Source organism: Streptomyces sp. NPDC005955 (assembly GCF_042871255.1).
In the GTDB taxonomy this organism is placed as follows: Bacteria; Actinomycetota; Actinomycetes; order Streptomycetales; family Streptomycetaceae; genus Streptomyces.
Map to the genome: position 1 here is coordinate 126,283 of NZ_JBIAIF010000014.1, position 23,723 is coordinate 150,005.

The 23,723-nt window shown below is 73.3% G+C and carries 22 protein-coding genes; 6 read left to right on the top strand and 16 right to left on the bottom strand.

Annotation, left to right across the window (positions count from 1 at the left end; all coding sequences use genetic code 11):
• Positions 1–89: 89 nt before the first annotated feature.
• The 4 genes from ACFYOU_RS27785 to ACFYOU_RS27800 all read right to left on the bottom strand — a co-directional run bounded on the left by ACFYOU_RS27785 (position 90) and on the right by ACFYOU_RS27800 (position 4,461).
• Positions 90–1,040 (bottom strand): cytochrome c oxidase assembly protein, encoded by a 951-nt coding sequence (locus ACFYOU_RS27785; RefSeq protein WP_387007866.1) that lies wholly within the window; start codon positions 1,038–1,040, stop codon positions 90–92.
• 156 nt (positions 1,041–1,196) lie between these two features.
• The gene (locus tag ACFYOU_RS27790) at positions 1,197–2,222 is read right to left on the bottom strand and encodes a 6-phosphofructokinase (RefSeq protein WP_387007868.1); all 1,026 of its coding nucleotides are present in this window, start codon (positions 2,220–2,222) and stop codon (positions 1,197–1,199) included.
• A gap of 201 nt (positions 2,223–2,423) precedes the next feature.
• Positions 2,424–3,152 (bottom strand): type 1 glutamine amidotransferase, encoded by a 729-nt coding sequence (locus ACFYOU_RS27795; RefSeq protein ID WP_387011005.1) that lies wholly within the window; start codon positions 3,150–3,152, stop codon positions 2,424–2,426.
• A gap of 70 nt (positions 3,153–3,222) precedes the next feature.
• A complete protein-coding gene (locus ACFYOU_RS27800) occupies positions 3,223–4,461 on the bottom strand; it encodes a MurT ligase domain-containing protein (protein ID WP_385495317.1) in 1,239 nt (412 codons plus the stop codon).
• Between the two features lie 137 nt (positions 4,462–4,598).
• Between ACFYOU_RS27800 and def the strand changes: the two genes are divergently transcribed.
• On the top strand, positions 4,599–5,135 hold the full coding sequence (gene def / locus ACFYOU_RS27805) for a peptide deformylase (protein WP_391309329.1): 537 nt from the start codon (positions 4,599–4,601) through the stop codon (positions 5,133–5,135).
• Between the two features lie 29 nt (positions 5,136–5,164).
• Here def and ACFYOU_RS27810 read toward each other — a convergent pair whose 3' ends face one another.
• From ACFYOU_RS27810 to ACFYOU_RS27855, 10 genes are all read right to left on the bottom strand, one after another.
• A complete protein-coding gene (locus ACFYOU_RS27810; RefSeq protein ID WP_389768310.1) occupies positions 5,165–5,809 on the bottom strand; it encodes a TetR family transcriptional regulator in 645 nt (214 codons plus the stop codon).
• A 224-nt stretch (positions 5,810–6,033) separates the two neighbouring features.
• Complete coding sequence (locus ACFYOU_RS27815) at positions 6,034–6,606, bottom strand: cupin domain-containing protein (protein ID WP_391309331.1); 573 nt, start codon at positions 6,604–6,606, stop codon at positions 6,034–6,036.
• A gap of 19 nt (positions 6,607–6,625) precedes the next feature.
• Positions 6,626–7,843 (bottom strand): cytochrome P450, encoded by a 1,218-nt coding sequence (locus ACFYOU_RS27820; protein WP_391309333.1) that lies wholly within the window; start codon positions 7,841–7,843, stop codon positions 6,626–6,628.
• 190 nt (positions 7,844–8,033) lie between these two features.
• Positions 8,034–9,131, bottom strand: coding sequence for a type III polyketide synthase (locus ACFYOU_RS27825; protein ID WP_389768316.1), 1,098 nt, complete (start codon positions 9,129–9,131; stop codon positions 8,034–8,036).
• A 405-nt stretch (positions 9,132–9,536) separates the two neighbouring features.
• Entirely contained in the window at positions 9,537–9,773 is a 237-nt protein-coding gene (locus ACFYOU_RS27830) for a DUF6213 family protein (RefSeq protein WP_387011012.1), read from the bottom strand.
• 92 nt (positions 9,774–9,865) lie between these two features.
• Entirely contained in the window at positions 9,866–11,272 is a 1,407-nt protein-coding gene (locus ACFYOU_RS27835; RefSeq protein WP_391309335.1) for an NADP-dependent succinic semialdehyde dehydrogenase, read from the bottom strand.
• Between the two features lie 71 nt (positions 11,273–11,343).
• The gene (locus ACFYOU_RS27840) at positions 11,344–11,811 is read right to left on the bottom strand and encodes an NUDIX domain-containing protein (RefSeq protein ID WP_389768320.1); all 468 of its coding nucleotides are present in this window, start codon (positions 11,809–11,811) and stop codon (positions 11,344–11,346) included.
• Positions 11,808–13,379, bottom strand: a complete 1,572-nt coding sequence (locus ACFYOU_RS27845) for an ATP-dependent DNA ligase (protein WP_391309338.1) — start codon at positions 13,377–13,379, stop codon at positions 11,808–11,810. The genes ACFYOU_RS27840 and ACFYOU_RS27845 overlap by 4 nt, the downstream gene beginning before the upstream one ends.
• 105 nt (positions 13,380–13,484) lie before the next feature.
• Complete coding sequence (locus ACFYOU_RS27850) at positions 13,485–14,537, bottom strand: hypothetical protein (RefSeq protein WP_391309340.1); 1,053 nt, start codon at positions 14,535–14,537, stop codon at positions 13,485–13,487.
• Between the two features lie 74 nt (positions 14,538–14,611).
• On the bottom strand, positions 14,612–15,460 hold the full coding sequence (locus ACFYOU_RS27855; protein ID WP_391309341.1) for an ABC transporter permease: 849 nt from the start codon (positions 15,458–15,460) through the stop codon (positions 14,612–14,614).
• Positions 15,461–15,627: 167 nt separating this feature from the next.
• On the opposite strand from ACFYOU_RS27855, the gene ACFYOU_RS27860 reads away from it, so the two are divergent.
• The 3 genes from ACFYOU_RS27860 to ACFYOU_RS27870 all read left to right on the top strand — a co-directional run bounded on the left by ACFYOU_RS27860 (position 15,628) and on the right by ACFYOU_RS27870 (position 18,267).
• A complete protein-coding gene (locus ACFYOU_RS27860) occupies positions 15,628–16,716 on the top strand; it encodes an S-(hydroxymethyl)mycothiol dehydrogenase (protein WP_389768328.1) in 1,089 nt (362 codons plus the stop codon).
• The gene (locus ACFYOU_RS27865; protein ID WP_391309344.1) at positions 16,716–17,345 is read left to right on the top strand and encodes an MBL fold metallo-hydrolase; all 630 of its coding nucleotides are present in this window, start codon (positions 16,716–16,718) and stop codon (positions 17,343–17,345) included. Before ACFYOU_RS27860 ends, ACFYOU_RS27865 begins: the two co-directional genes overlap by 1 nt.
• A gap of 88 nt (positions 17,346–17,433) precedes the next feature.
• Entirely contained in the window at positions 17,434–18,267 is an 834-nt protein-coding gene (locus ACFYOU_RS27870; protein WP_391309346.1) for a hypothetical protein, read from the top strand.
• A gap of 62 nt (positions 18,268–18,329) precedes the next feature.
• Here ACFYOU_RS27870 and ACFYOU_RS27875 read toward each other — a convergent pair whose 3' ends face one another.
• Complete coding sequence (locus ACFYOU_RS27875) at positions 18,330–18,740, bottom strand: ATP-binding protein (RefSeq protein WP_389768334.1); 411 nt, start codon at positions 18,738–18,740, stop codon at positions 18,330–18,332.
• 252 nt (positions 18,741–18,992) lie between these two features.
• On the opposite strand from ACFYOU_RS27875, the gene ACFYOU_RS27880 reads away from it, so the two are divergent.
• Positions 18,993–21,020 (top strand): ATP-binding protein, encoded by a 2,028-nt coding sequence (locus ACFYOU_RS27880; RefSeq protein ID WP_389768336.1) that lies wholly within the window; start codon positions 18,993–18,995, stop codon positions 21,018–21,020.
• 312 nt (positions 21,021–21,332) lie between these two features.
• Positions 21,333–22,115, top strand: coding sequence for a chaplin family protein (locus tag ACFYOU_RS27885; RefSeq protein WP_391309348.1), 783 nt, complete (start codon positions 21,333–21,335; stop codon positions 22,113–22,115).
• A gap of 145 nt (positions 22,116–22,260) precedes the next feature.
• On the opposite strand, the gene ACFYOU_RS27890 is transcribed toward ACFYOU_RS27885, so the two are convergent.
• Positions 22,261–23,700 carry an MFS transporter gene (locus tag ACFYOU_RS27890; protein WP_389768426.1) on the bottom strand — a complete coding sequence of 480 codons (1,440 nt, stop codon included), beginning with the start codon at positions 23,698–23,700 and terminating at the stop codon, positions 22,261–22,263.
• Positions 23,701–23,723 lie beyond the last annotated feature (23 nt).

The following is a 23,723-nucleotide window of genomic DNA, read 5'->3' on the forward strand; positions in this document are numbered from 1 at the left end:
CGTGGCCTCCCGCCCATGGTCGCCCCCGGGACGGCCCGCGCGCCAGGCGTCGGGCCGCACCCCGTGAACTGACCGTGCCGGGGTGACGCTCAGCGACCGCGTGCGTGCAGCGAGGCGAGATAGGCGTTGTACGCCGCCAGCTCCTTGTCCCCGTCCCGGTCGGCGGCCCGGTCCAGACGGCGGGCCTGGCGTTGGTCGGAGGCGTACCACTGGAAGACCAGGGCGATCAGCACCAGCACCGAGGGCACCTCGCTGAACGCCCAGGCGATCCCGCCGGCAGCGGTCTGGTCGGCGAGGGCGTCGATCCCCAGCGACTCCGGCGGGTTCTGGTAGGGGCCGATCATCGGGGTGCTCGCCATCATCAGCGCGATGCCGAAGAAGGCGTGGAAGGGCATGCCCGCGAACAGCTCCAGCATCCGCATCACGTAGCCGGGGCGGTGCGGGCCCGGGTCCACGCCCATGATCGGCCAGAAGAACACCAGGCCCGTCGCCAGGAAGTGCACCATCATCGCGAGGTGGCCCGGCTTCGACTCCATCAGGAACTCGAACAGCGGCGTGAAGTACAAACCGTACAGACTGGCGATGAACAGCGGGATCGTGAACCCGGGGTGCGTGATCACCTTCAGGTACCGGCTGTGCAGCAGCGCCAGCAGCAGTTCGCGCGGTCCCTTGTTGCCCCGCCCGGCGACCGGCAGCGCCCTCAGGGCCAGGGTGATCGGGGCGCCCAGCAGCAGCATGATCGGGGACAGCATGCTGATCACCATGTGCTGGACCATGTGCACGCTGAACATGACCATGCCGTAGTCGTTGAGCCCGGTGCACATCACCAGCATCACCGACAGCACGCCCAGGACGAACGACACCGTCCGCCCCACCGGCCACTTGTCCCCGCGCCGGACCAGTCGGGTCACGCCCCAGCCGTACAGGGCCAGCGCCAGCAGGCAGCCGATCAGGAAGAACGGCTCGGGGGACCACTGGAGCCCTCGCTCCAGCGTGAACGGCGGCAGGTCCATGGACGTGCCGTGACCGCTGTGATCCATCCGGCGGCTCCTGTTTCGTACGGGTTCGGGTGTCCGTCCACCAGACTAGAACCGCCCCCGACCGCGGTCGCGGTCGGGGGCGGTCGGAACTCCGTACGGGTCGCGCATCCGGTGGGGGAGCGGCCCCGGCACGGCGTCGCCGGGGCCGCGCGCGGACTACAGCACGACGCCGGCCTCGGCGTAGCGCTCGTCGGGGACCGTCTTCAACGTCTCCACGGCCTCCGCGAGCGGCACCATCACGATCTCGGTGCCGCGCAGGGCGGTCATCTGCCCGAACTCGCCCCGGTGTGCGGCCTCCACCGCGTGCCAGCCGAAGCGGGTGGCCAGCACCCTGTCGTACGCGGTCGGGGTGCCGCCGCGCTGGACGTGGCCGAGGATCACCGGGCGCGCCTCCTTGCCGAGGCGCTGCTCCAACTCGATCGACAGCTGTCGGGCGATCCCCGCGAAGCGCTCGTGACCGTAGACGTCCTTGCCGCCCTCGTCGAACTCCATCGAGCCCGACCGGGGCTTCGCGCCCTCGGCGGCCACCACGATCGCGAACTTCTTGCCGGCCGAGAACCGCTCGCCGACCCGCTCCGCGAGTTCCGCCACGTCGAAGGGGCGTTCCGGGACCACGATCGCGTGCGCTCCGGCGGCCATCCCCGAGTGGAGGGCGATCCACCCGGTGTGGCGGCCCATGACCTCCACGATCAGCACCCGCTGGTGCGACTCGGCGGTCGTCTTCAGCCGGTCGAGGGCCTCCGTCGCCACGCCGACGGCCGTGTCGAACCCGAAGGTGACGTCCGTGGCCGCGATGTCGTTGTCTATCGTCTTCGGCACCCCGACGATCGGCAGCCCGTTGTCGGAGAGCAGCCGGGCGGCCTTCAGGGTGCCCTCGCCGCCGATCGGGATGATCGCGTCGATGCCCAGCTCCGCGACGTGGCCCTTGGCCCGCTCCACGCCGTCCACGAGGTGCGCGGGCTGGACCCGCGAGGAACCGAGGATGGTGCCGCCGAGGGCGAGGATGCCGCCGACGGCGTCGAGGTCGAGCTTGCGGTAGTCACACTCCAGCAGGCCCTTCCACCCGTCGTTGAAACCGATCACCTCGTCACCGTGATCGACTACGGCACGGTGGACGACGGATCGGATGACGGCGTTCAGGCCAGGGCAGTCACCGCCGGAAGTGAGGACACCAAGACGCATGGCTCGGAAAACCTTTGCAACGTGGACGTGCTACCGGACCACGCCGTCCGGTGGGACGCCGCCACCCTACCGGCGTATCCGGCCCGTGCCGAACGGCCCGTCCGCCTTGTGGACACCCCCGCACACCTGAGCGGAGCCCCCGTCAGACGGGGGCTCCGCTCAGGTGTGCGGCGCTCCGCACGGGCGGGCGCGCGGCTCCGCTCAGGCGGGCTGCTGCGCGGCGGCGATCCGCTCGTTGCGCAGCGCCTCGTACCAGCGGTCGTCGGTCGGCGGCAGCGCGTTCACGTCGAGCGCGAGCTTCAGCAGCAGGTCCGCGACCAACGGATTGCGGGCGAGGACCGGCCCGTGCATGTACGTACCGAACACGGTGTCGTTGTACGCGCCCTCCGTCCCGTCCCCGCTGCCGTTGCCCCGACCGATCCGCACCCGGGCGAACGGCCGTGCCGTCGGGCCCAGGTAGGTGACGCCCTGGTGGTTCTCGAAGCCGGTGAGCGGGGGCAGCCCGAGCCGCGGGTCGATGTCCCCGAGGACGTCGCCCACGCACCGCTCGCCCTCGCCGCGGACCGTCTTGACGTCGAGCAGCCCGAGGCCCGGCTCGCGCTGGCCGAGGTCGTTGATGAACTCGTGGCCGAGGATCTGGTACCCGGCGCACACCGCGAAGACGATCGCGCCGTTCTCCACGGCCCGCGGCAGCCCGGCGTCCCGACGCAGCCGCTCGGCGGCCAGCCGCTGCGGACGGTCCTCACCGCCGCCGATCAGGTAGATGTCACCCGAGGTCGGGATCGGCTGGTCACTGCGGACGTCGATCCGGGTGACGTCCAGGCGCCGCTGGCGGGCCCGGCGCTCCACGACCAGGGCATTGCCCTGGTCGCCGTACGTGCTGAGCAGGTCCGGGTAGATCCACACCAGACGCAGACTGCTTTCGCTCATCCTCAAAATCCTTGGCTCAAAGGCCCATCGTGCGGGGCGGGCGTGCGGGAACGCGGCTCGGTCGGCCGGGTCAGTTGCCGATGCGGCGGCGCAGGTCCTGGAACGCGGTGTAGTTCGCGATCACCTCGATGCGCCCCGGCGGGGCCAACTGCACCGCCTGGTCGACCGAGTCGCAGACCTGGAAGCTCTGGTTGGCCACCTCAAGGCGGACCGCGAGGTCCAACTTGCGGTCACCGACCACGAAGATCGGGTGCCCGGTCAGCCGCGTGTAGTCCACGTCCCACAGCCACGAGGTGTCGGTGCCGTCGGCACCGCGCGCGTTCACCGAGAGGATCACCGGCGCCGGCGCCGGGTCGATCAAGGAGAACGTCTCCAGCCAGCCGGCCGGGTTCTTGGCCAGCAACAGCCGCAGGTCGCGACCCATGAACTGGACCACGTCGTAGCGGCCCGCGACCGCCTGCACCTGGTACATGCGCTCCAAGGCGACCTGCGGCGGCACCCCGAACACGGCGGCCACCGCGGCGGAGGTCGCCGCGTTGGCCTTGTTGGCGCGGCCCGGCAACTGGAGGTGGATCGGCCAGACCGAGCCGTGCGGGTCGAGGACGTAGTCCCCCTGGAGGGCCCAGCTGGGCGCGGGACGGCGGAAGCCGCACTCGCCGCAGTACCAGTCGTCGCCGGGGCGCTGCATCACACCGCCGCAGGACGGGCACGACCAGGCGTCGTCCTTCCACATCTGGCCCGCCGCCACCCAGATCACGTTCGGCGACGAGGACGCCGCCCACACGACCAGCGGATCGTCCGCGTTGGCGATCACCACGGCCTTGGTGCCGGCCAGGCCCTCACGCCAGTGCTCGGCCAGCATCCGGGTCTCGGCGGCCCGGTCGAGCTGGTCGCGGGAGAGGTTCAGCAGCGCGATCGCCTTCGGCTCCACGTCACGGGCCACTCCGGACAGGTACTTCTCGTCGACCTCGATCACGCCGTAGCGGGAGTCCGAGCCGCCCGCGAGCGCCGAGGTGATCCCGGCGGGCATGTTCGCGCCGAGCGCGTTCGACACCACGGGTCCGGCGGCGCGCAGTGCCTCCGCGATCAGTCGGGTCGTCGTCGTCTTGCCGTTGGTGGCGGAGACCAGCACCACGTCCAGGTGCTGCGCGAGACGTCCGAGCAGTTCCGGGTCGAGTTTGAGCGCCACCCGGCCGCCGATCACCGATCCACTGCCGCGGCCCGCCGCGCGCGAGACCGCCGCGGCCGCCTTGCCCGCCGTCACGGCCAGCTTGGCTCGTGGCGACAGCGGGTCCGGGTTTGCTGCCATCGTTCTGCGTCCTCCTTGCGTACGGCGCCGCGCCTGCACCGGCCTCGATGACCCTCAGCCTATCGAGATACGGTCACCTGCCCGAACCACGGCACCGTCCCCGATTGCGTGGGTCCGGTGAACGTACCCTTACCCCCATGCCGCACCGCACCATCCCCGGAGCCTCCGGACACGTACGACCCCTTGTCCCGCACGGCGATCCGGTGCTCCGCGAGCCCTGCGCCGAGGTCACCGCGTTCGGGCCGCCGTTGGAGCGTCTGGTCGAGGACATGTTCGCGACGATGTACGCGGCCCGGGGGGTGGGGCTGGCCGCCAACCAGGTCGGCGAAGCCCTGAGGGTGTTCGTGTTCGACTGTCCCGACGACGAGGACGAGCGGCACCTCGGCCATGTGGTCAACCCCACGCTGCTCAGCGTCGACGGCATCGTGATCCGGGGCCCCGAGGGGTGCCTGTCCCTGCCCGGACTCGAAGCGGGCACCGCACGCTTCGACCACGCGGTGGTGGCGGGGGTGGACGTGCGGGGCGAGCCGGTGCACCTCGACGGGACGGGGTTCTTCGCGCGCTGCCTCCAGCACGAGAGCGACCACCTCGACGGCGGGCTGTACGTGGACCGGGCGACCGGGTGGCGGGCCCGGCGGGTGCGGCGCACGCTGGAGCGGGAGCGGCAGGACTAGCGCGTCCGACGGCCTCCCGTGACGCCGGGTCAGAAGCCGGGGCTGCCCGCGCGGTCACCCGCGGCGGCCAGCCGGCCCCACAGCAGGTCCGCGAGGCTGCGCACCAACTCCGCCCGGGAACAAGGGCGTTCGCCCAGCCACCAGTCACCGGCGGCGTGCATCATGCCGATGATGCCGTGGCCCCAGACCCGCGACAGCCGGTCCCCGTCGGGGCCGAGGTCGAGCCGCTCCTCGATGACCCGGGCGAGTTCCTCTCCGAGGTGCCGCAACAGGGGAGCGGAGTGCTGTCCCGCGTCGAACGCGCCGTCGGTGGGCGCGCCGCCCTCCGCGGGGTGCATCAGGAACCGGTACACCTGGGGCCTGGCCTCGATCGCGGCGAGATAGGTGTCGAGGGTCGCCTCGACCCGTTCGCGCCGCTCGGCCGGAGCGTCCAGGGCCGACCGCAGGGAGCTCAGGAGCGCATCGGTGTGCCGCTGGGCCAGGGCCGCGTACAGCCCGCTCTTGTCGCCGAAGTGGCGGTACAGGATCGGTTTGGTGATGCCGGCCTCGGCGGCGATGGCGTTCATCGAGGCACCCGGGCCGTCCCGGAGCACCACCCGGTCCGCGGCTTCGAGCAGCTCGCGCCGGCGCCGGTCGGCGGACCGTTTCTGATCGCCCCGCTGTGTGGTCTCCATGATCTCTCCCCACCCCGAATGAATCTCGATGACGCCAGCGAAAACTAACACCCCGGGCCGCGCCGCCCCGGGCTGCGAGCCCCCCTTCGGCGGGTGCCCGACCGGGTGTCGGCAGCCTCCGCCCGCCGGTGACGACGCGGCACGGCCGCGGGCGCGTCGGACCGGCCCGACGGGTACGCCGGGCGGGGTGCGCACCGGCTCCCAGGGTGCCCCGGCCCGACCCGTCACTGGCCGGGCAGGGCGTGGTGGCCGTGGCGCAGCGGTGTGAGCTGTTCGATGTCGTAGCGGGCGCGCAGTTCCGCGATCGCCGTGTGGTCGGGGGCGCCGCCCGCCGAGAGGATCTCCAACAATTCGTTGAAGTAGCGTTCGTGGTCGGGGGGCGGGGACGACTGGAAGAACATCCTCGCCGGGGAGTCGGTGGGATTGGCGAAGGCGTGCGGACAGCCCGGCGGAACCACGATCACCGTGCCCGGGGTGGCCCGCACCACCCGCCGCCCGCCCGGGGACTCCCACCGCTGCCAGCGCTCCGCGGTGCGGACCTTCGGCTCGAACGCGAGCACGTCCAACTCGCCCTCCAGCACGTAGAACAACTCCTCGCTGCGGGTGTGCACATGGGCGCCCACGTCGAAGCCGGGCGGCACCACCACCTCGAAGCTCGACGCGACCTGGGAGTGCTCGCCCGTCACCTTGAACGTGACGTCCTGGGCCGGGGTCAGCACCCGCTTGCCGTGCCCCGGTGGCACCAGCAGCCCCTCGCCCACCGAGCGGACCCCCTCGGGCGGGATCAGTGCGGTCATCCGTGGCCCTCCCGCCGGGTCACCAGGTCACCGGCAGGGCTTCGGGTCCCCGGATCAGCGCGCCCTTGCGCCACGGCACCTCCTGCGGAGGTACGGCGAGCCGCAGTCCGGGCAGCCGGTCGACCAGCGTGGACACCATCAGCTCGGCCTCCATCTTCGCGAGGATGCCGCCCACGCAGTAGTGCGGTCCGTGCCCGAAGGACACGTGCGGATTGGGGCTCCGGTCGAAGTCGATGCGGTCCGGTTCGGGGAACACGTCCGGATCGCGGTTCGCGGCGAGGTACGACACGTACACCGGGTCCCCGGCGCTGATCCGCACGCCCCGCACGTCCACGTCCTCCATCGCGATCCGGGAGAGTCCGACCGCGCTGCGGTGGGGGATGTACCGGATCAACTCGTCGATCGCCTGCGAACGCACCCCGGGGTCGGTCCGCAAGCGCTCCCACAACTGCGGCCGGGTCAACAGCAGGTAGATCAACTGACCGGTGTTGTTGGTCACCGCCTCGCCGCCGATCTGCACCAGCACCGCCAGCCCCACGGCCTCCTCCTCGCTCACCTCCCCCCGGCCCACCGCGGCCCCCAGCAGCCCGACGACGTCCTCCGACTCCCCGTCCCGCCCCGAGCGCACCAGGTCCGTGAAGTACGCCACCATCTCGTCCTTCGCCCGCTCGCTGACCTCGGCACCGTTCGAGGAGGACAGGATGAGCTGGGTCCAGGTGTGCATCCGTTGCCGGTCCGCGGCCGGCACGCCCATCAGCTCGCAGATCACGGAGATCGGGAACGGGGCGAGCACCCGTTCGGTCAGGTCCGCGGGCGGTCCGTCCCGCAGGAGACCGTCCACCAACTCGTCCAGCATCTCCTGCGAGCGCTCCCGGATGCGCTGCACGCCCCGCGCGGTGAACGCCGCCGCGACGGCGCGCCGCAACCGGGTGTGGTCCGGCGGATCGGCGAAACCGACCGCGCCCGGCACCGGGATGAAGTGCGGTGCCAGCCGGGTCACCTGGCGTCCCATCACCGCCGCCCGGCTGAACCGCGGGTCGTTCGTCACGGCCCGCACGTCGTCGTAGCGGGTCACCAGCCAGGCCCAGCCCTCCCCGTTGGGCAACTGGACGCGGTTGACGGGGCCCTCCCGCATCAACTCGGCGAGCACCGGATCGAAGTCGACTGCGGTCAGGTCCAGGGCGGGCCAGAACCGCACGGGCGGAGGGGCGGTCGTACGGGTCGTCTCGTGGGTCATGCCGATGGCCTTCGTCGTCGGTGGAGCCGGTCAGCGGAGCGCTTCGGGCAGCGGGGAGCGGGACGGACGGGAGCGGGCGACGACGCGCGGCCGGGTCCGCGCCCCGGTCCGGCGCGCCAGGGGCACGCGCCGGACCGCGCAGCGGGCCCCAGGACGGACGGGACGCGCCGGTGCGCGCGGGCCCGCGCCCTCAGGCGAGGACCTGACGGGGTGCCTGCACCGAGGACGTCAGCGGCTCGTCCGCGTTCACCCAGCGCCCGAGCGCCATCTCGGCGGTGATCCCCGGGCCGAACCCCGCGAGCAGCCCGCGCGCGCGGTGCGTGGCGCCGCCCTCGTCGAACAGCCTGCGCAGGGCGTCGAGCACCACGGCGCTCGCGATGTTGCCGTACTCGGTGAGGGTGGCGCGGCTGAAGCGGAACGCCTCCGCGGGGACCTGGAGGAACTTGCTCAGGTCGTCCAGGATGCGCGGGCCGCCCGCGTGGACGATGTAGAAGTCCAGGTCGGTGGCGTCCCAGCCGTGGACGTTCGCGAGCTGCTTGAGCGCCGGGGCCAAGGGTTCCATCGTCGCCGGAACCCGCTTGTCCAGCAGGAAGTGGAACCCGGTCGCCCGGACGTCGTAGGCGATCCAGTCCTCGGTCTTCGGGATCAGGTACGAACCGTTGCGCTCCAGCGTGACGCCGGTGCCGCCCCGGCCGCGCACCACGGCCGCGGCGACCCCGTCCCCGAACAGGCCGTTGGAGAGCAGCGACCCGATCCCGAGGTCGGTCGGCTGGTAGCACAGGGAGCAGAACTCGCACGCCACGATCAGCGCGTTCGCCTCCGGATAGGCGGTGCAGAAGTCGTGCGCACGGTTGATGGCGGCGCCCCCCGCCGCGCAGCCGAGCTGGGCGATGGGTATCTGTCGGGTGTCGCTGGAGAACTCCATCGCGTTGATCAGCCACGCGGTCAGTGACGGCATCATGAAGCCCGTGCACGAGACGTAGATGATGACGTCGACGTCCGCGGCCCGGAGCTCGGCGTCCTCCAGCGCGCGCCGCACCACGGCCGGCACCCGGGCCTTGGCCTCCGCCTCGTACAGCTTGTTGCGGTCCGCGAAGCCCGGGTGCTTCAGGGTCTCCTCGATGGGCTGCACGATGTGCCGGGTCCTGACGCCCGTGTTCCTGATGAGACGCAGCGCCAGCGGCAACTGGGGGTGGTCGGCGTGGCGACTGCTCGCCAACGCCAGCGTGTCCTCCATCGTGATGATGTGCTCCGGAACGGATACAGCGGGTCTGCACAGTGTCGCCATGTACGTGCCTTCTCTCGCCCCCCGGACGAAGGGTGGTCCACCCACGATGACCCGCGTCGGCGGGGATATCGCGTCGGACTACTCCAGACCGGGGGTACGGGGCGCGGCGGCACCGGTCGCGCCGCGGGTCAGCCGGAGTCGGTCCGGGTCCGCATCTCCAGCCGTCCCACCGGCTCCCGGCCCTACCGGCGCTCCCGCTCGACGGCGCACGGTACCGAAGAACGGCCGCGTCCCGACGTGCCCGGAGCCGCGCAGGGGCACGGCGGGCCGCGCGGTGCCCGTCGCCCCACCGGACCTCCCGCCCGGAGCTGACCGCGCCGGCACCCCGGCTACGGGCGCAGCCCTCCGCGGGCCCGTACGGGCCCGGAGCACACCTTCGCGGGTCCGTCCGTGCCGCCTACGGGGTCAGGACGTCGCGGTCGTCTGGTGGGCGATGCAGGCGACGTCGATGCGGTCGGCGAGCTTGGCCAGTTCGATGGCCAGGGCGGCCACCGTGTCCTCGTCCAGGCCCGGCCGTTCCCGCTCCACGAGATGGAGCCAGTGGGCTCCGATCCCGCGCAGCAGCTTGCTGACATCCGCCGCGGCCACATGCAGGCTGCCGTGACTGTCGATGATCACAGGGGGCGTGACTTCCCGGCCCACTGGTTCCTCCCGGGGACGACGACGGACTGGATCGTATCCGCCGGGGGGCCCGCCGCGGCCGTCCCGCGCCGATGGCCGCCGGATTGCTCCGGTCAGGGGCCCTGCCACACCGTGGTGATGTTGCAGAACTCGTGCAGGCCGTGCCCGGACAGCTCCCGCCCGTAGCCGGAGCGCTTGACGCCTCCGAACGGGAAGGCGGGGTGCGAGGCCGTCATCCCGTTGACGAAGACCCCACCGGCCCGCAGGTCGCGGGTGAACCGTTCGACCTCCGAGACGTCCCGCGTCCACACGTTGGAGCTCAGCCCGAACGGCGTGTCGTTCGCCACCGCCACCGCCTCGTCGAGGGTCGCCACCCGGTACAGGGTGGCGACCGGACCGAACGCCTCCTCGTGGTGGATGCGCATCTGGGCCGTGACGTCGGCCAGGACGGTGGGTTCGTAGTACCAGCCGTCGGGGAAGCCCGGTGGCCGGCGTCCGCCGCACAGCACGGTCGCACCGCTCTCCACCGCCTCGTCCACCAACTCCTCCAGATCGGCCCGCCCCCGCTCCGTCGCCAGCGGTCCGACCTCCGTCGCCTCGTCCAGCGGATCGCCCACCCGCAGCACGCGCATCCCCTCGGTGAACCGGTCGGTGAACTCGTCGTACACGTCCTCGTGGACGACGAACCGCTTGGCCGCGATGCACGACTGGCCGTTGTTCTGCACCCGTGCCGTGACCGCGACCCGGGCCGCCCGCTCCACGTCGGAGGAGGGCATGACGACGAACGGGTCGCTGCCGCCCAACTCCAGCACCGTCTTCTTGACCTCGTCCCCGGCGATCGCCGCCACGGAACGGCCCGCCGGCTCGCTCCCGGTCAGGGTCGCCGCCGCCACCCTCGGGTCCCGCAGCAGGCCCTCCACCGCGCCGGAACCGATCAGCAGCGTCTGGAAGCACCCCTGCGGATAGCCCGCGCGCCGGAACAGGTCCTCCAGGTACAGCGCCGTCTGCGGCACGTTCGAGGCGTGCTTCAACAACCCCACGTTGCCCACCATCAGGGCCGGAGCCGCGAACCGCACCACCTGCCACAGCGGGAAGTTCCATGGCATCACCGCCAGCACCACGCCCAGCGGCCGGTACACCACCCGGACGCCCACCGCACCGGAGTCGGTCACGTCGACGGGGTCCGGGACCCCGTCCGCGAGCAGCGCGTCGGCGTGCTCCGCGTACCAGCGCATCGCCTTGGCGCACTTGGCGGCTTCGGCCCGGGCCTGCGTGATCGGCTTGCCCATCTCGACCGTCATGACCCGCGCGATCTGGGGTCCGTCGTGGTCCAACAGGTCGGCGGCGCTGTGCATGAGCCGGGCCCGCTCGTACGGCGGCAGCAGCCGGAACCCTTCGAAGGCGGCCACCGCGGTCGCGAGCTTGCGTTCGACGCCGTCGGCGTCCAGGGCGTCGAAGGCGGCGACCTGTTCGCCGGTGGCGGGGTTGACGGTCGTGAGGGACGGGGGAGCGGGGGACATCGGGTACCTCCTGGTGCGCGGTTCTTCGACCCTCACCCGGCGTGGACCGCACCGCAACGCGGTGCCCGTCGTCAGGGCCCCGGCGATGCGGTCAACCGGTCGAGGAACACCCGCTGGCCCTTCACCAGCGCCTCGTGTGCGGCGTCGATGCCGAACCAGGCGACCCGGTCCAGCTCCGGGAAGGTACCGGTACGGCCGGACCGAGGTGGCCATTCCATGGTGAACGTGCCGGGCACCACATCCGCCGGGTCCAGGTCCGCTTCAACGGCCCAGACGGTGACGACCTTCCCGTTCGCCTGGGTGCTCTCGCCGAGCGGGACCGCCGCACCGGACGGCGGCGGGAGTCCCAACTCCTCCTGGAACTCCCGCCGGGCCGCGTCCCACGCCTCCTCCGGCGGCACGTACTCGCCCTTCGGCACGCTCCACGCCCCGGCGTCCCGGCGCGCCCACAGCGGCCCGCCCATGTGCCCGAGCAACACCTCGGGGCCACCCGGGCGGTGCCGGAAGAGCAACAGGCCCGCGCTGCGCTTCACCGTCATCCCGTCGGCCCCCTGCCCGTCGGCGTCCCGGCGACCGCGAGCACCGACTCCACCGTGTCGGCCTGGTCGGCCGACTTGTCCTCCCGGTACCGCACCACCCGCGCGAAGCGCAGGGTCACCCCGGCCGGGTAGCGGCTCGACCGCTGGAGCCCGTCGAAGGCGACCTCCACCACGGTCTCCGGCCGGACCGTCACCACGAACCCGTCGTCGCTGACGGCGATCCCCGACAGGTGCGCGGTCTGCCAGGCCAACATCTCGTCGGTGAGCCCCTTGAACGTCTTGCCCAACATCGCGAAGGTGCCGTCGGGCCGGCGCGCGCCCAGGTGCAGGTTCGACAGCTTCCCGGTCCGTCTGCCGTGTCCCCACTCCGCCGCCAGGACCACCAGGTCCAGGGTGTGCACCGGTTTCACCTTCAGCCAGGACGCGCCCCGGCGGCCCGCGCTGTACGGGGCGGAGAGCGCCTTGACGACCACGCCCTCCTGGCCGCGGTCCAAGGCCGCCGTCAGGAACGCCTCCGCGGCGGTCCGGGCCGGGGAACCCCCGTCCGGACCGGGGTCCACCACCGTGCGCCGGACCCGCGCGGCGGCCGGCACCAGCCGGGCCAACTCCTCGTGCCGGCGTTCCAGCGGCAGGTCCACCAGCTCACGGCCGTCGACCGCGAGGAGGTCGAAGAAGACCGGCGACAGCGGGGTCGACCGCGCCGCCGACGCCACGTCCGCCCGGGAGCCCACCCGGCCCGCGGTCTCCTGGAACGACCGGGGCCGTCCGTCGGCGCCCAGGGCGAGCACCTCACCGTCCAGGATGAACCGCTCGCCGGGCAACTCCAGTACCAGGGTGACGAGTTCGGGGAGCCGGCCGGTGATCTCGTCGAGGGTCCGGGTGAACACCCGTACCGTGTCGCCGTCCCGGTGCACCTGCACCCGGATGCCGTCCAGCTTCTCCTCCACCGCGCACGGCCCGTCGAGCCGGTCCACCGCCGCACCCGCCGAGGGCGCGCTCCCGGCGAGCATCGGCAGCACCGGCCGACCCACCGTGAGCCGGAACACGTCCAGCGCCCCGGGGCCGTCGGCGAGCAGCGCCCCCGCCACGTCCGGCAGGGAACCCGCGAGCATCACCGCGCGGCGCACCGCCTGAGGGGGCGTGTTCGTGGCGCCGGCCAGGCCCTCCACGGCGAGCGCGTCCAGCGACCCCTGCCGGAGCTCACCGCTCAGCAGCCCGCGCAGGAACCGCTGTTCCTCCTCGGTGGCCGCACCGAACAGCTCCCCGACCAGCCGCACCCGAGTGGCCCGGGCCCCCGCCCCGGACACGGCGGCCAGCGAGGTCAGCGCGGAGTCCACCGCCCGCACGGTGAGCTGCGGCTGCGCGGCGGGCGTCACCCGGTCCCGCAGCACGCTCCAGCCCACGCCGATCCGCCCCTGCGGCAGCCGCCCCGCGAGGTACGTGACGACCACCGGCGCGTCCTGCGGATCCGTCTCCCGGAACAGCTCCGCGAGCAGCGCGACCTTCCGGGTCCGGGCCGAGGTGGCGCCGACGTCCCGGGACACCTGGGCGAGTCGGGCGAGCAGCATGCGGCCATCCTGCGACGGGACCGGGCTCCGCGCGAGCCGTCGCCCCCGACGGGGGGCCGGCGACCCGCGGTCGCCGGCCCCGGACCGCGGCTCAGGGGCGCGGGCTCACCAGTCGCCGTCCGCCACCGGACGGCCCGGCCGGGGATCGCCGAGCGGCTTGATCTGCGGGGCGCCCGGCGCCTGCCAGGGCTCGTGGTCGTCGCCGATCCAGTCGCCGACCGGCTTGACCGCCCGGAGGGGGTCCGCGGGCGCCAGGTCCACCGCCGCCGCGTCCTCGTCGTAGTAGTCGAACCAGGGCAGTCCGGCGGCCGTGTACGCGGCCCGGTCCACCGGGGACGCGGGAGGCCGCTCACCGGTGATCTGCCGCCACTGGGGTGCCGTCACCAGATGCACGAACGTGCGGGCCGAGGGCTCCCGGGCCCAGTCGGTGAGCGGCCGGTCGTCCTGGAACACCTGCTGCCGCATCGACCCGCCCGCGCCCAGGCCCATCGCCGCGGCCCGCTGCGGCGGACCGCCCCGAGTCTGCGGGGCACCCGCACCCGCAGGCGGCGGGCCGCCCGGCGCGGGCAGCGCCGATCCCACGGCCCCGTACGCCGCGGTGGTCCGCTGCCGGGCCGCCGCGCGTTCCGCCTCCCACGCGCGCCGGGCCGCGTCGCCGAGCCCGAACGCCTGGAGCTGCACGCCGCCCACCGTCTCCTCGCCGGTGACCTGGCCCTCGACCGTCGCCCCCAGGCCCAGCGGCACCGCGACGAACTGACGCACCGTTCCCCTGCCGGAGTTGATCCCGTCGAGCCACGGCTGCCGCGGCAGCACCAGGTAGTTCTGCGGACGCCGTCCCAGGGTGCTGCTCCACGGCCTCCCGGAGACCGCGCACACCTTGCCCACCCCCACCTGGAGGGCGGACGGCTCCACCGTGCCCGAGAAGCTCAGCCACATCGCCTCGCGCAGGTACACCGGCAGCATCACCCCGCCCTTGGCCAGCCACTCGGGCGGCACCGACCCGGCGTAGTCCTCCACCCGTCGGATCGGGAAGGTGCCGAGGCCGGGCGGGAGCGGGTGCGTCCCCGTCTCCGGCAGCCTGAGGGTACGGACGAACCGCACCCGGACCCCTCCCAGTACAGTTGCGTCCCCGTCGATCCGGGCGGCGCTCGTGGCCATGCCGGCTCCCCTCTGCTGGCTCGTCTGCTGCGTCGGCCCCGCCGCCCGTCCGGCGGGCGGGGTCCCCGCTGGTATCACGAACGGGCGGACGGTGCGGTTCCGTGCGCCGAGGGTCGACGCAGCCGCCCCCGGGCCACGAGTTCCACGGTGCACGCCACGGCCAGCGCCTGGACCGCCATCAGCGCGATCAGCACGAACAGTTGCACCGCCCCCGCGAGGACCGGGGACGCCCCGCCCAACAGCATGCCCACGAACGCGCCCGGCAAGGTGACCAGACCCACGGTCCGGGTCTGGTCGAGTCCGGGCAGCAACGCGTCGGACGCGGCCGGCCGGGCGATCTCCAACCGGGCCTCGCGTTCCAGGAAGCCCAGGGCCAGACACGCCTCGACCTCCCCGGCGCGGGCCGTCAACTCGGCCAGCGCCCGTCGCCCCGCCAGTACCGTCGCGGTCAGCGCGCCCCCGATCAGGATGCCCGTCACCGGGATCATCGCGATGCCGCGGGCGGGCAGCAGCCCGGTGGCCAGGAGCAGCGCGACCAGCGGTGCCACCGGTGCCACGACGGGCACCGCCGCCCACCACCAGCCGCGGCCCGCGGTGAGCCGCCGTCCCGCGGTACGGGTGGCGACCGCGCACATCAGCAGCAGGAACGCGGTCGTCGCCGCCAGGTACTGCACCACCCAGCCGATCACCAGCGACACGGCCGCGAGTTGCGCGGTGGCCCGCCCTCCCGCGACCGCGACCTCCCGGGCCCGCGACCGCGACCCGTCGGGCGCCAGCCGGTACACCGCGGCCACCGCAGCGGCCACCACCAGGAGCAGCACCAGGGCTGCCGCGAGCCCCCCGTTGACCGGGAGCAGGGTGTCGGCCGCCAGCGCCGCCGGACGGCGACCGGTACCGGGGGAGCCCGTCGAAGGATCACGCATCCACCCACCCTAGATCCGCGCCGGGAGCCCGACGGCCCGCCCACCCGCCCCCGGGTGCCGCCCCCGCCTGCGGGAACGTACGCTCCAGGGGTCGGGCCCGAGGGGCCGGACGGGCGGCCCCCGAGGACCGGGCGGCACGCGCATCACGGAACGGATTGGGGACGGACATGGGTACGCAACAGGTGCGGGGCGTCGTCGCACGGGCGAAGGGCGAGCCGGTCCGCATCGAGACGATCAACGTGCCCGACCCGGGCCCCGGTGAAGCGGTGGTCAAGGTGCAGACCAGCGGGGTCTGCCACACGGACCTGCACTACCGGGAGGGCGGCATCAACGACGACTTCCCCTTCCTCCTCGGCCACGAGGCCGCCGGAACCGTGGAGTCCGTCGGCGAGGGCGTCACCGAGATCGCCCCCGGGGACTTCGTCGTCCTCAACTGGCGCGCCGTGTGCGGCCAGTGCCGCGCCTGTCGACGCGGACGCCCCTGGTACTGCTTCGACACCCACAACGCCCGCCAGCGGATGACCCTGACCGACGGCACCGAACTCTCCCCGGCCCTCGGCATCGGCGCGTTCGCCGAGAAGACCCTGGTCGCCGCCGGCCAGTGCACCAAGGTCGACCCGGCCGCCTCGCCGGCCGCCGCCGGCCTGCTCGGCTGCGGAGTGATGGCCGGCATCGGCGCCGCCATCAACACCGGGGGAGTGGGCCGGGGCGACTCGGTCGCCGTCATCGGCTGCGGCGGGGTCGGCGCGGCCGCCGTCCTCGGCGCCCGGCTCGCCGGAGCCGCCCGGATCGTCGCCGTGGACATCGACGACCGCAAACTGGAGACGGCACGCACCCTGGGCGCCACCCACACCGTCAACTCCCGCACCACCGACCCCGTCGAAGCCGTACGGGAACTCACCGGCGGTCACGGCGCCGATGTGGTGATCGACGCCGTCGGCCGTCCGGAGACCTACGAACAGGCCTTCTACGCCCGTGACCTCGCGGGCACCGTCGTCCTGGTCGGCGTCCCCACCCCCGAGATGCGCATCGACCTCCCGCTGCTCGACGTCTTCGGCCGCGGCGGCTCCCTCAAGTCCTCCTGGTACGGGGACTGCCTCCCCTCCCGGGACTTCCCGATCCTGATCGACCTGTACCTCCAGGGCCGGCTCGACCTCGACGCGTTCGTCACCGAGACCATCACCCTCGACGACGTGGAAGCCGCGTTCACCCGGATGAGCCAGGGCGACGTACTGCGTTCGGTGGTGGTGCTGTGATGACCGCGCGCATCGAACACCTCGTCACCTCCGGCACGTTCTCGCTGGACGGCGGGACCTGGGACGTCGACAACAACGTCTGGATCATCGGCGACGACACCGAGGCCCTGGTCATCGACGCGGCCCACGACGCCGACGCGATCGCCGAGGCGGTCGGCGACCGTCGACTCGTCGCGATCGTCTGCACCCACGCCCACGACGACCACGTCGACGCGGCCCCCGCACTCGCCGACCGCACCGGCGCGCCGGTCCTGCTGCACCCCGACGACACCGAACTGTGGCGGCTCACCCACCCCGATCGGGCGCCCGACGGCGACCTGACCGACGGGCAGGAGATCACGGTCGCGGGCACCGTCGTGCGGGTGCTGCACACCCCCGGGCACTGCCGGGGCGCCGTCAGCCTGCACGCCCCCCAGCTGAGCACCGTGTTCACCGGGGACACCCTTTTCGCGGGCGGGCCCGGAGCCACCGGCCGGTCCTTCAGCGACTTCCCGACGATCGTCGCCTCCATCAGGGACCGTCTGCTCACCCTGCCCGCCGACACGGTGGTGCGCACCGGGCACGGCGACTCCACCACCATCGGCGCGGAGGCCCCGCACCTCGACGCCTGGCTCCGGCGCGGGCACTGAACCGCACCCCCGGCCCCGGCCGGGCCCGGGGGCGAGCGCTCCCGGGCCCGGCAGCGGGGCGGATATGCTGCGGCCCGGGGAGGTCGTGGTGCACGAGCTGAAAGCCTTCGCCGGGGCGCTGCGGGGGGACGGGGTCAGCCTGGACTCCCTGCGACGGGGCGCCCGGGCGCTGAGCGTGGGAACGGAACTGTCCGCCGTCTTCCGGGTGGGCACCGGGTCCGACGGCGAGCAGCAGGCCGTACTGGCCGCCGTGGGGCCCTCCGGCGGCGGAACCGTCACGCGGGTCGCGCTGCCGCGGACGTTCCGGGTGGAACACCTCACCCATGACGCGACCCACTTCACCGTCCGCGCCGCGGACGGTCGCACCGTGCGCGCCACCCCCGAACAGTTCGCCACCCACGTCCTGCTGCTGCCGCCCGACGACGACCCGCGGTACGAGGTCCGGTTGACCGAGGCGTTCCTCGCCACCGCGCTCCTGCCCGACCGTTCCTGGACGCCCGGGCGCACGCCCGCGGTGCACGACGCGGTGCTCGGCACGATCGGCTACGCCAGGGGCGCCGGCGGGTACGGGACCGACCTCGTCCTCGGCGACCAGGAGGTGCGCTTGACCTTCGACGGCGCGGGCGTCGAGAAGGTCACCGAACTCCTCCCGCACGCCCGGGACCTGGTCGCCGGCTTCGCCCCGGTCGAGGCGGCCGGCCGGGAGTTCCTGTGGTCCTGGGGACGCGACGGCACCGAGACCGCCGACGACGAACGGCGGTTCAAGGACGCGCTGTGTCCGGGCGCCCTGGTGGTCTACCGGTCGGGCGACTTCGAGGTGCACTTCGACGACACCTCGGGCGACCACTTCCCGGACGGCTACTGGCCGGTCGTGCGCCACCGGGCCGACCGGACCCCGACCTCCGTGTCCGTGGAAGCCTGACCGCCGGGCGGACTGCCGAACGGACTGCCGGGCGGAGCCGCCCCGGTCCGTGACCCGGACGGTCAGTCCAGCGCCAGCACCGCCCGCACCGTCTTGCCGCCCCGCCGGTCGTCCACCACGCTCAGGTGCCGGGACAGCGCGTGCACCAGGGCGAGACCCCGCCCGGACTCGGCGGACGCGGACGGCGGGCGGAGCACCGGCCGGCCCGGACTGTCGTCCTGCACCTGGACGGTGAGCTCGCGGTCGTTCACGTGCAGGCTCAGCCGGCACGGGCGCCGGGCCGCCCTGGTCGCGTTGGCGACGAGCTCCGAGACGACGAGCTGGGCGTCCTGGAGCTGCCCCGGAGTACGGTCCGGCCCCTGGGCGAGCAGCGCCCGGATGAACCACCGGGCCCGTCTCGGGGAGGCCCGACCCTTGGGCAGGACGAATTCGGCACGGGTCGCACGACCGCTGCTGCGCCACTGCACGTGCATGCTGACCACTCCTCTCGCAGGGGGCCGGTCGGCCCGGATGACCGGTGGCCCGGGGGACGGCGGACACCCTCCCCGCACCGGGCGTGGAGATCCCGTCCGTCCGCAACCGGTCACTTTCCCTCATACGGCGATCGGCAAGCCCGGACCCGGCCAGAACAGGTATCGGTCAACTCCGGGCACGCCGTGACCGTTTCCGGCTGCTTTTCCCGACGGACGGTGCACAGCGGTGTGAGCTGGTCCACACTGTTCCCCGTGGTGGGAAGCACTCCTGATGAGTCCACGAGCTTCGTCGGACGCAAGTCCGAGCTGGCCCGGCTGGTCGATGCGTTCGCGGGACACCGCATGGTGACGCTGACCGGTCCCGGAGGCGTCGGCAAGTCCAGGCTCGCCCTGCACGCCGTCACCACCGGGATCCTCGGTCCGCCCGAAGCGGTCGCCTGGGCCGACCTGTCGCCGCTCCAGGACGAACGGCTGCTCGCGGCCACGGTCTCCGACGCCTCCGGGCTCGCGGACCACACGCCGCGGATGCCGGCCGACGCCCTGTGCGCATGGCTCGCCGACAAACGCATGCTGCTGGTCCTGGATTCCTGCGAACACCTGGTCGACGCCTGTCGTGACCTCGTCGGCGACCTGCTGACGGCCTGTCCGGACGTGACCATCCTGGCGACCAGCCGCCAACCCGTCGGCATCCCCGGGGAACTGCGCTTCGAGGTCGGTCCCCTGCCCCGGGACGGCGACGCGCTCACCCTGTTCGTCGACCGGGCGCGCGCCGCCAACCCCACCATCCGCCTCGAAGGCCCCGGGCCGTCCAGGGCGGTCGCGGCCATCTGCCGACGGCTCGACGGCATCCCGCTCGCCCTGGAACTCGCCGGCGCCCAACTGCGCAACGGCACCGTCGAGGAGGTCGCCGAACAACTGCGCACCGCGCTCTCCGCCCTCGACACCGCGGAGCCGGTGCGCCCCGCCCGGCACCAGTCCCTGCGCACCGCCATCGGCTGGAGCCACGAACTGTGCGCCCCGCTCGAACGGCTGTTGTGGGCCCGGCTGTCCGTGCTGCGCGGCACCTTCGACGAGTCCGCGGCCCGGGCCGTCTGCGCGGGCGGGCCGCTGGACGCCGACGCGGTGGCGCCCGCGCTGGCGGGGCTGGTCGCCAAGTCGGTGGTGTCCCGGCGGGGCAACGGCTTCAGGATGTTGGACACCGTCCGCGAGTACGGCCGGATGTGGTTGGCCGAACTCGGCGAGGAGAAGGCCGCCGAGGGACGGCACGCCCGGGCCTTCCTGAACCTGGTCCGCCGGGCCGACGACGGGTGGCTCGGCCCCGGCCAGGCGGGCTGGTACCGCAGGCTCGCCGCCGCACATCCGGACGTGTGCGGGGCGCTCGACCACCTGTTGGCCAACGATCCGCACGCGGCCACCGAGATGGCCTCCCGGGTCGGCTTCTTCTGGGCCTGCTGCGGCCACCTCCACGAGGCCCGCGGCTACCTGGAGTCCGCACTCGCCCAGTACGGCGTGCCCGGTCCGACGCGTACCCGGGCCCAGTGGGCGCTCGGCTGCTGTGCGTTGCTCCAGGGCGAGCACGACAAGGCGAGGATGCTGGGGGAGTCGTGCGCCCGGGAGGCCGATCGCGACGACGACCTGGAGGGCCGCCGCTCGGCCGCCTACCTCCTGGGCATCACCCATCTGCTGTCTGGCCGTCCGACGGCCGCGGAAGAGGTCGCCGACCGGGCCCTGGCCACCGCACCGGACGGCCCGTTCGCCTCGGCGTCGGTGCTCCGCTGCCACCTGGTGCGGATCTTCGCCCTGACCGGTGGCGGGGAGTTGGACCGTGCGGCGCAGGAGGCGGAGCGGCTGCGCCGGGGGTGCGTGGCGCGCGGCGAGTACTGGGCCCGCAACTACACGTACTACCAACTGTCGTTGATCGCCCTGTTCCAGGACCGGCCCCGGGAGGCCGCGGAGCACGCCCGGGCGATGCTCGACGGCAAGCGTCGGCTCGGCGACAGCTTCGGCATCGCGCTCGGCCTCGACCTGTTGGCCGCCGCGCTGGCGGCCGGCGGCGAGAACGATTCTGCCGCCCGGCTCGCCGGCACCGGGCTCGCGTTCTGGCGGGGGGTGGGCCACGCACAGCGCGGCACCCCGGAACTGGGCCCGATCCGCGAGGAGTGCGAACGCGCGGCCCGCGAGGCACTGGGTGACGAGAGCTACGAACGGGAGTTCCGCACCGGCGTCGAGGAGGACGCGGCGATGGCGTTGGCGCGCGTCGTCCGCGGGGCGGTGGGCTGATCCGGGCGCACGGCGACGCCGACCCGAGCAGAGGCAGGCGAGCACCCGTCCCCCGATGGGGGACGGGTGCTCGTCCTGGGCGATGCGCGGCGCCCGTCCGGGGGAGCGCGCCCAGCGAGCCGTGGGCACCGTGCCCCTCGCGGGCCGGTGCGTTTCTCGCACAGGTGATCGCTCGTGAGGGCGACGTGGGTCAGTTCGACCGTCTGATAGCCCAATGGGGTGAAAGCCTGATTGGCCATAACTCGAACCGTTCTCTCGCGTTTCCTCCAGTGCGGGCGACTGCCCGCAGACGATCTGGAAGGCAGGGAACCTATGAAGCGGGTTGCCCGGAATGGCTTGATCGCCGCGGCCGTCGCCTCAGGCGCCGTCGTCGGTGCGGCACCGGCGTTCGCCGACGCGGCGGCTGACGGCGCGGCGGTCGGCTCCCCCGGTGCGGTGTCCGGGAACACGATCCAGCTGCCGGTACACGTCCCCGTCAATGCGTGCGGGAACACGGTGAACGTGGTCGGTCTCCTCAATCCGGCGGCGGGCAACACGTGCGCCAACCAGGGGGGAAGCGCGGCGGCACCTGGAGGGTACGGAGACCCGGCGGCGCCCGGCGGGCAGGTCGGATCCGGTACTTCGAACGGCGGCGGCGCGACGGCCGAGGGCGCCGCAGTGGGCTCACCGGGGGTGATCTCGGGCAACGGCGTCCAGTTGCCGATCGACCTCCCCGTCAACGTCAGCGGCAACTCGGTGAACGTCGTGGGCGTCGGGAACCCGGTCTTCGGCAACCACTCCGAGAACGTGTCCGGACCCAAGCCGCCGCAGCCCCCCGTGCGTCCGGAGCCCCCGGTCGCACCGAAGCCCGAGAAGCCGCCCGTCAAGGAGCCGGTGAAGCACGCTCCGCAGCAGGAGGCCAAGCCTCCGGCGACCGTGGTGCCGGAGCAGGAGCGGGAAGAGGAGGAGCGCACCCAGGCCCCCGAGGGTCCGGCGACGCTCGCCCAGACCGGGGCCGACGACCCGTTGGCCCTGGTGGCGCCCGCCGGGCTCGCCCTGCTCGGAGGCGCGCTCCTGCGCCGCCGCTTCCGGGCGTCCCGCAAGCGCGGTGACTGAGTCACCCCCCTGACGGGTGGTGGGCGGATCCCCCCTCCTTGATCCGCTCCCCGCCGGCCACGGGCCCCACCGCTCCTTCCCGAGCGGTGGGGCCCGTGGCCTGTTCGTTCGTCCCCGGACCCGGCTTTTGCCGGGCCTTGCGGGGTCAGGGTTCCGGGTCCGGTGCCCGTCGTTGCGGCTGCGGAGCGCGCGGGCCCGGCTCCAACGGCGGGCAGTTCGCCGCCATGTTCGACTTGCACAGCGGTGCGGGGGCGTCCTGGAGCCGGGGGGACACCGGCCGGATCAGGAGCGCGGCGGTGAGCGACCCCAGGGCGAAGAGCCCCGCACAGCCGAACACCGCCCGGTGGAACGACGTGTTCACGGCGTCCGCCGAGGTGTAGGCGTCCCCGGAGAGCCCCACCGCGAGCGGCAACGCGGCGACCACGAGGAACTGCGCGATCCGCGCGGCCGTGTTGTTGACCCCGCTCGCGAGTCCCGCGCGCGTCGCGTCCACGGACGCCAGCACGGTCGCCGTCAGCGGTGCGACGAACAGACTCATGCCCACGCCGAGCACCACCACGGCGGGCAGCACGTCCGCCACGTACGACGACCCGGGGCGCACCCGCACCATCAGCAGCACCCCGACCGCGGCGACCAACGGGCCGGTGACCAGGGGCAACGTCGGTCCCACCCGTCGGGTCAGCTCACCGGCACGCGCCGACAACAGCAGCATCAGCACGGTGATCGGCAGGGTCGCCGTTCCCGCTTCCAACGCGTTCCAGCCCAGCGCCGTCTGCAACTGCACGGGCAGCAGGAACAGGATGCCGCCGATCGCCGCGTACAGGCACAGGGTCATCGCGTTGGTGGCCGAGAACAGCCGGGACCGGAAGATCGACAGGGGCAGCATGGGCGCCGCCGTGCGCCGCTCCACCACGAGGAACACGATCCCGGCCAGCACGCCCCCCGCGGCCGACAGGGTGACCGCCGCCGCGGACAGGCCCCCCGACGCACCGATGAGGGCGTAGCTGACGCCGGCGAGGCACAGCGCGCCCAGACAGGCGCCCAGCAGGTCGAAGCGTTGCCCGGCGGCTTCGGGGTCACGACTCTCCGGCACGTGCCACACCGCGATCACGACGACGACGGCGGCCAGCGGCACGTTGATCAGGAAGATCCAGCGCCAGCCCGGCCCGTCGATCAGCCATCCCCCGAGGAACGGACCGAGCGCGCCCGCGACCCCGGTCAGCCCCGACCACGCACCCACGGCACGCGACTGGTCGTCCGGGTGGAACGTCGAACGGACCAGGGCCAGTGACCCGGGGGTCAGCAGCGCGCCGCCCACTCCCTGGAGGGCGCGGGCGACGATCAGGGTGGCGTCGTCGGGGGCGATCCCGCACAGCGCGGACGCCACCGCGAACCACACCACGCCGATGACCAGGGTCCGCTTGCGGCCGATCCGGTCACCGAGGGCACCGCCCAGCAGGAGCAGCGCCGACAGCGTCAGCATGTAGGCGTTGACCACCCATTGCAGACCCGACAGCGAGGCGTTCAGGTCGCGGCCCATCCGCGGCAGCGCCACCGTGACGACCGTGCCGTCCAGCATCGCCATCCCGGAGGCGAGCACCACGCAGG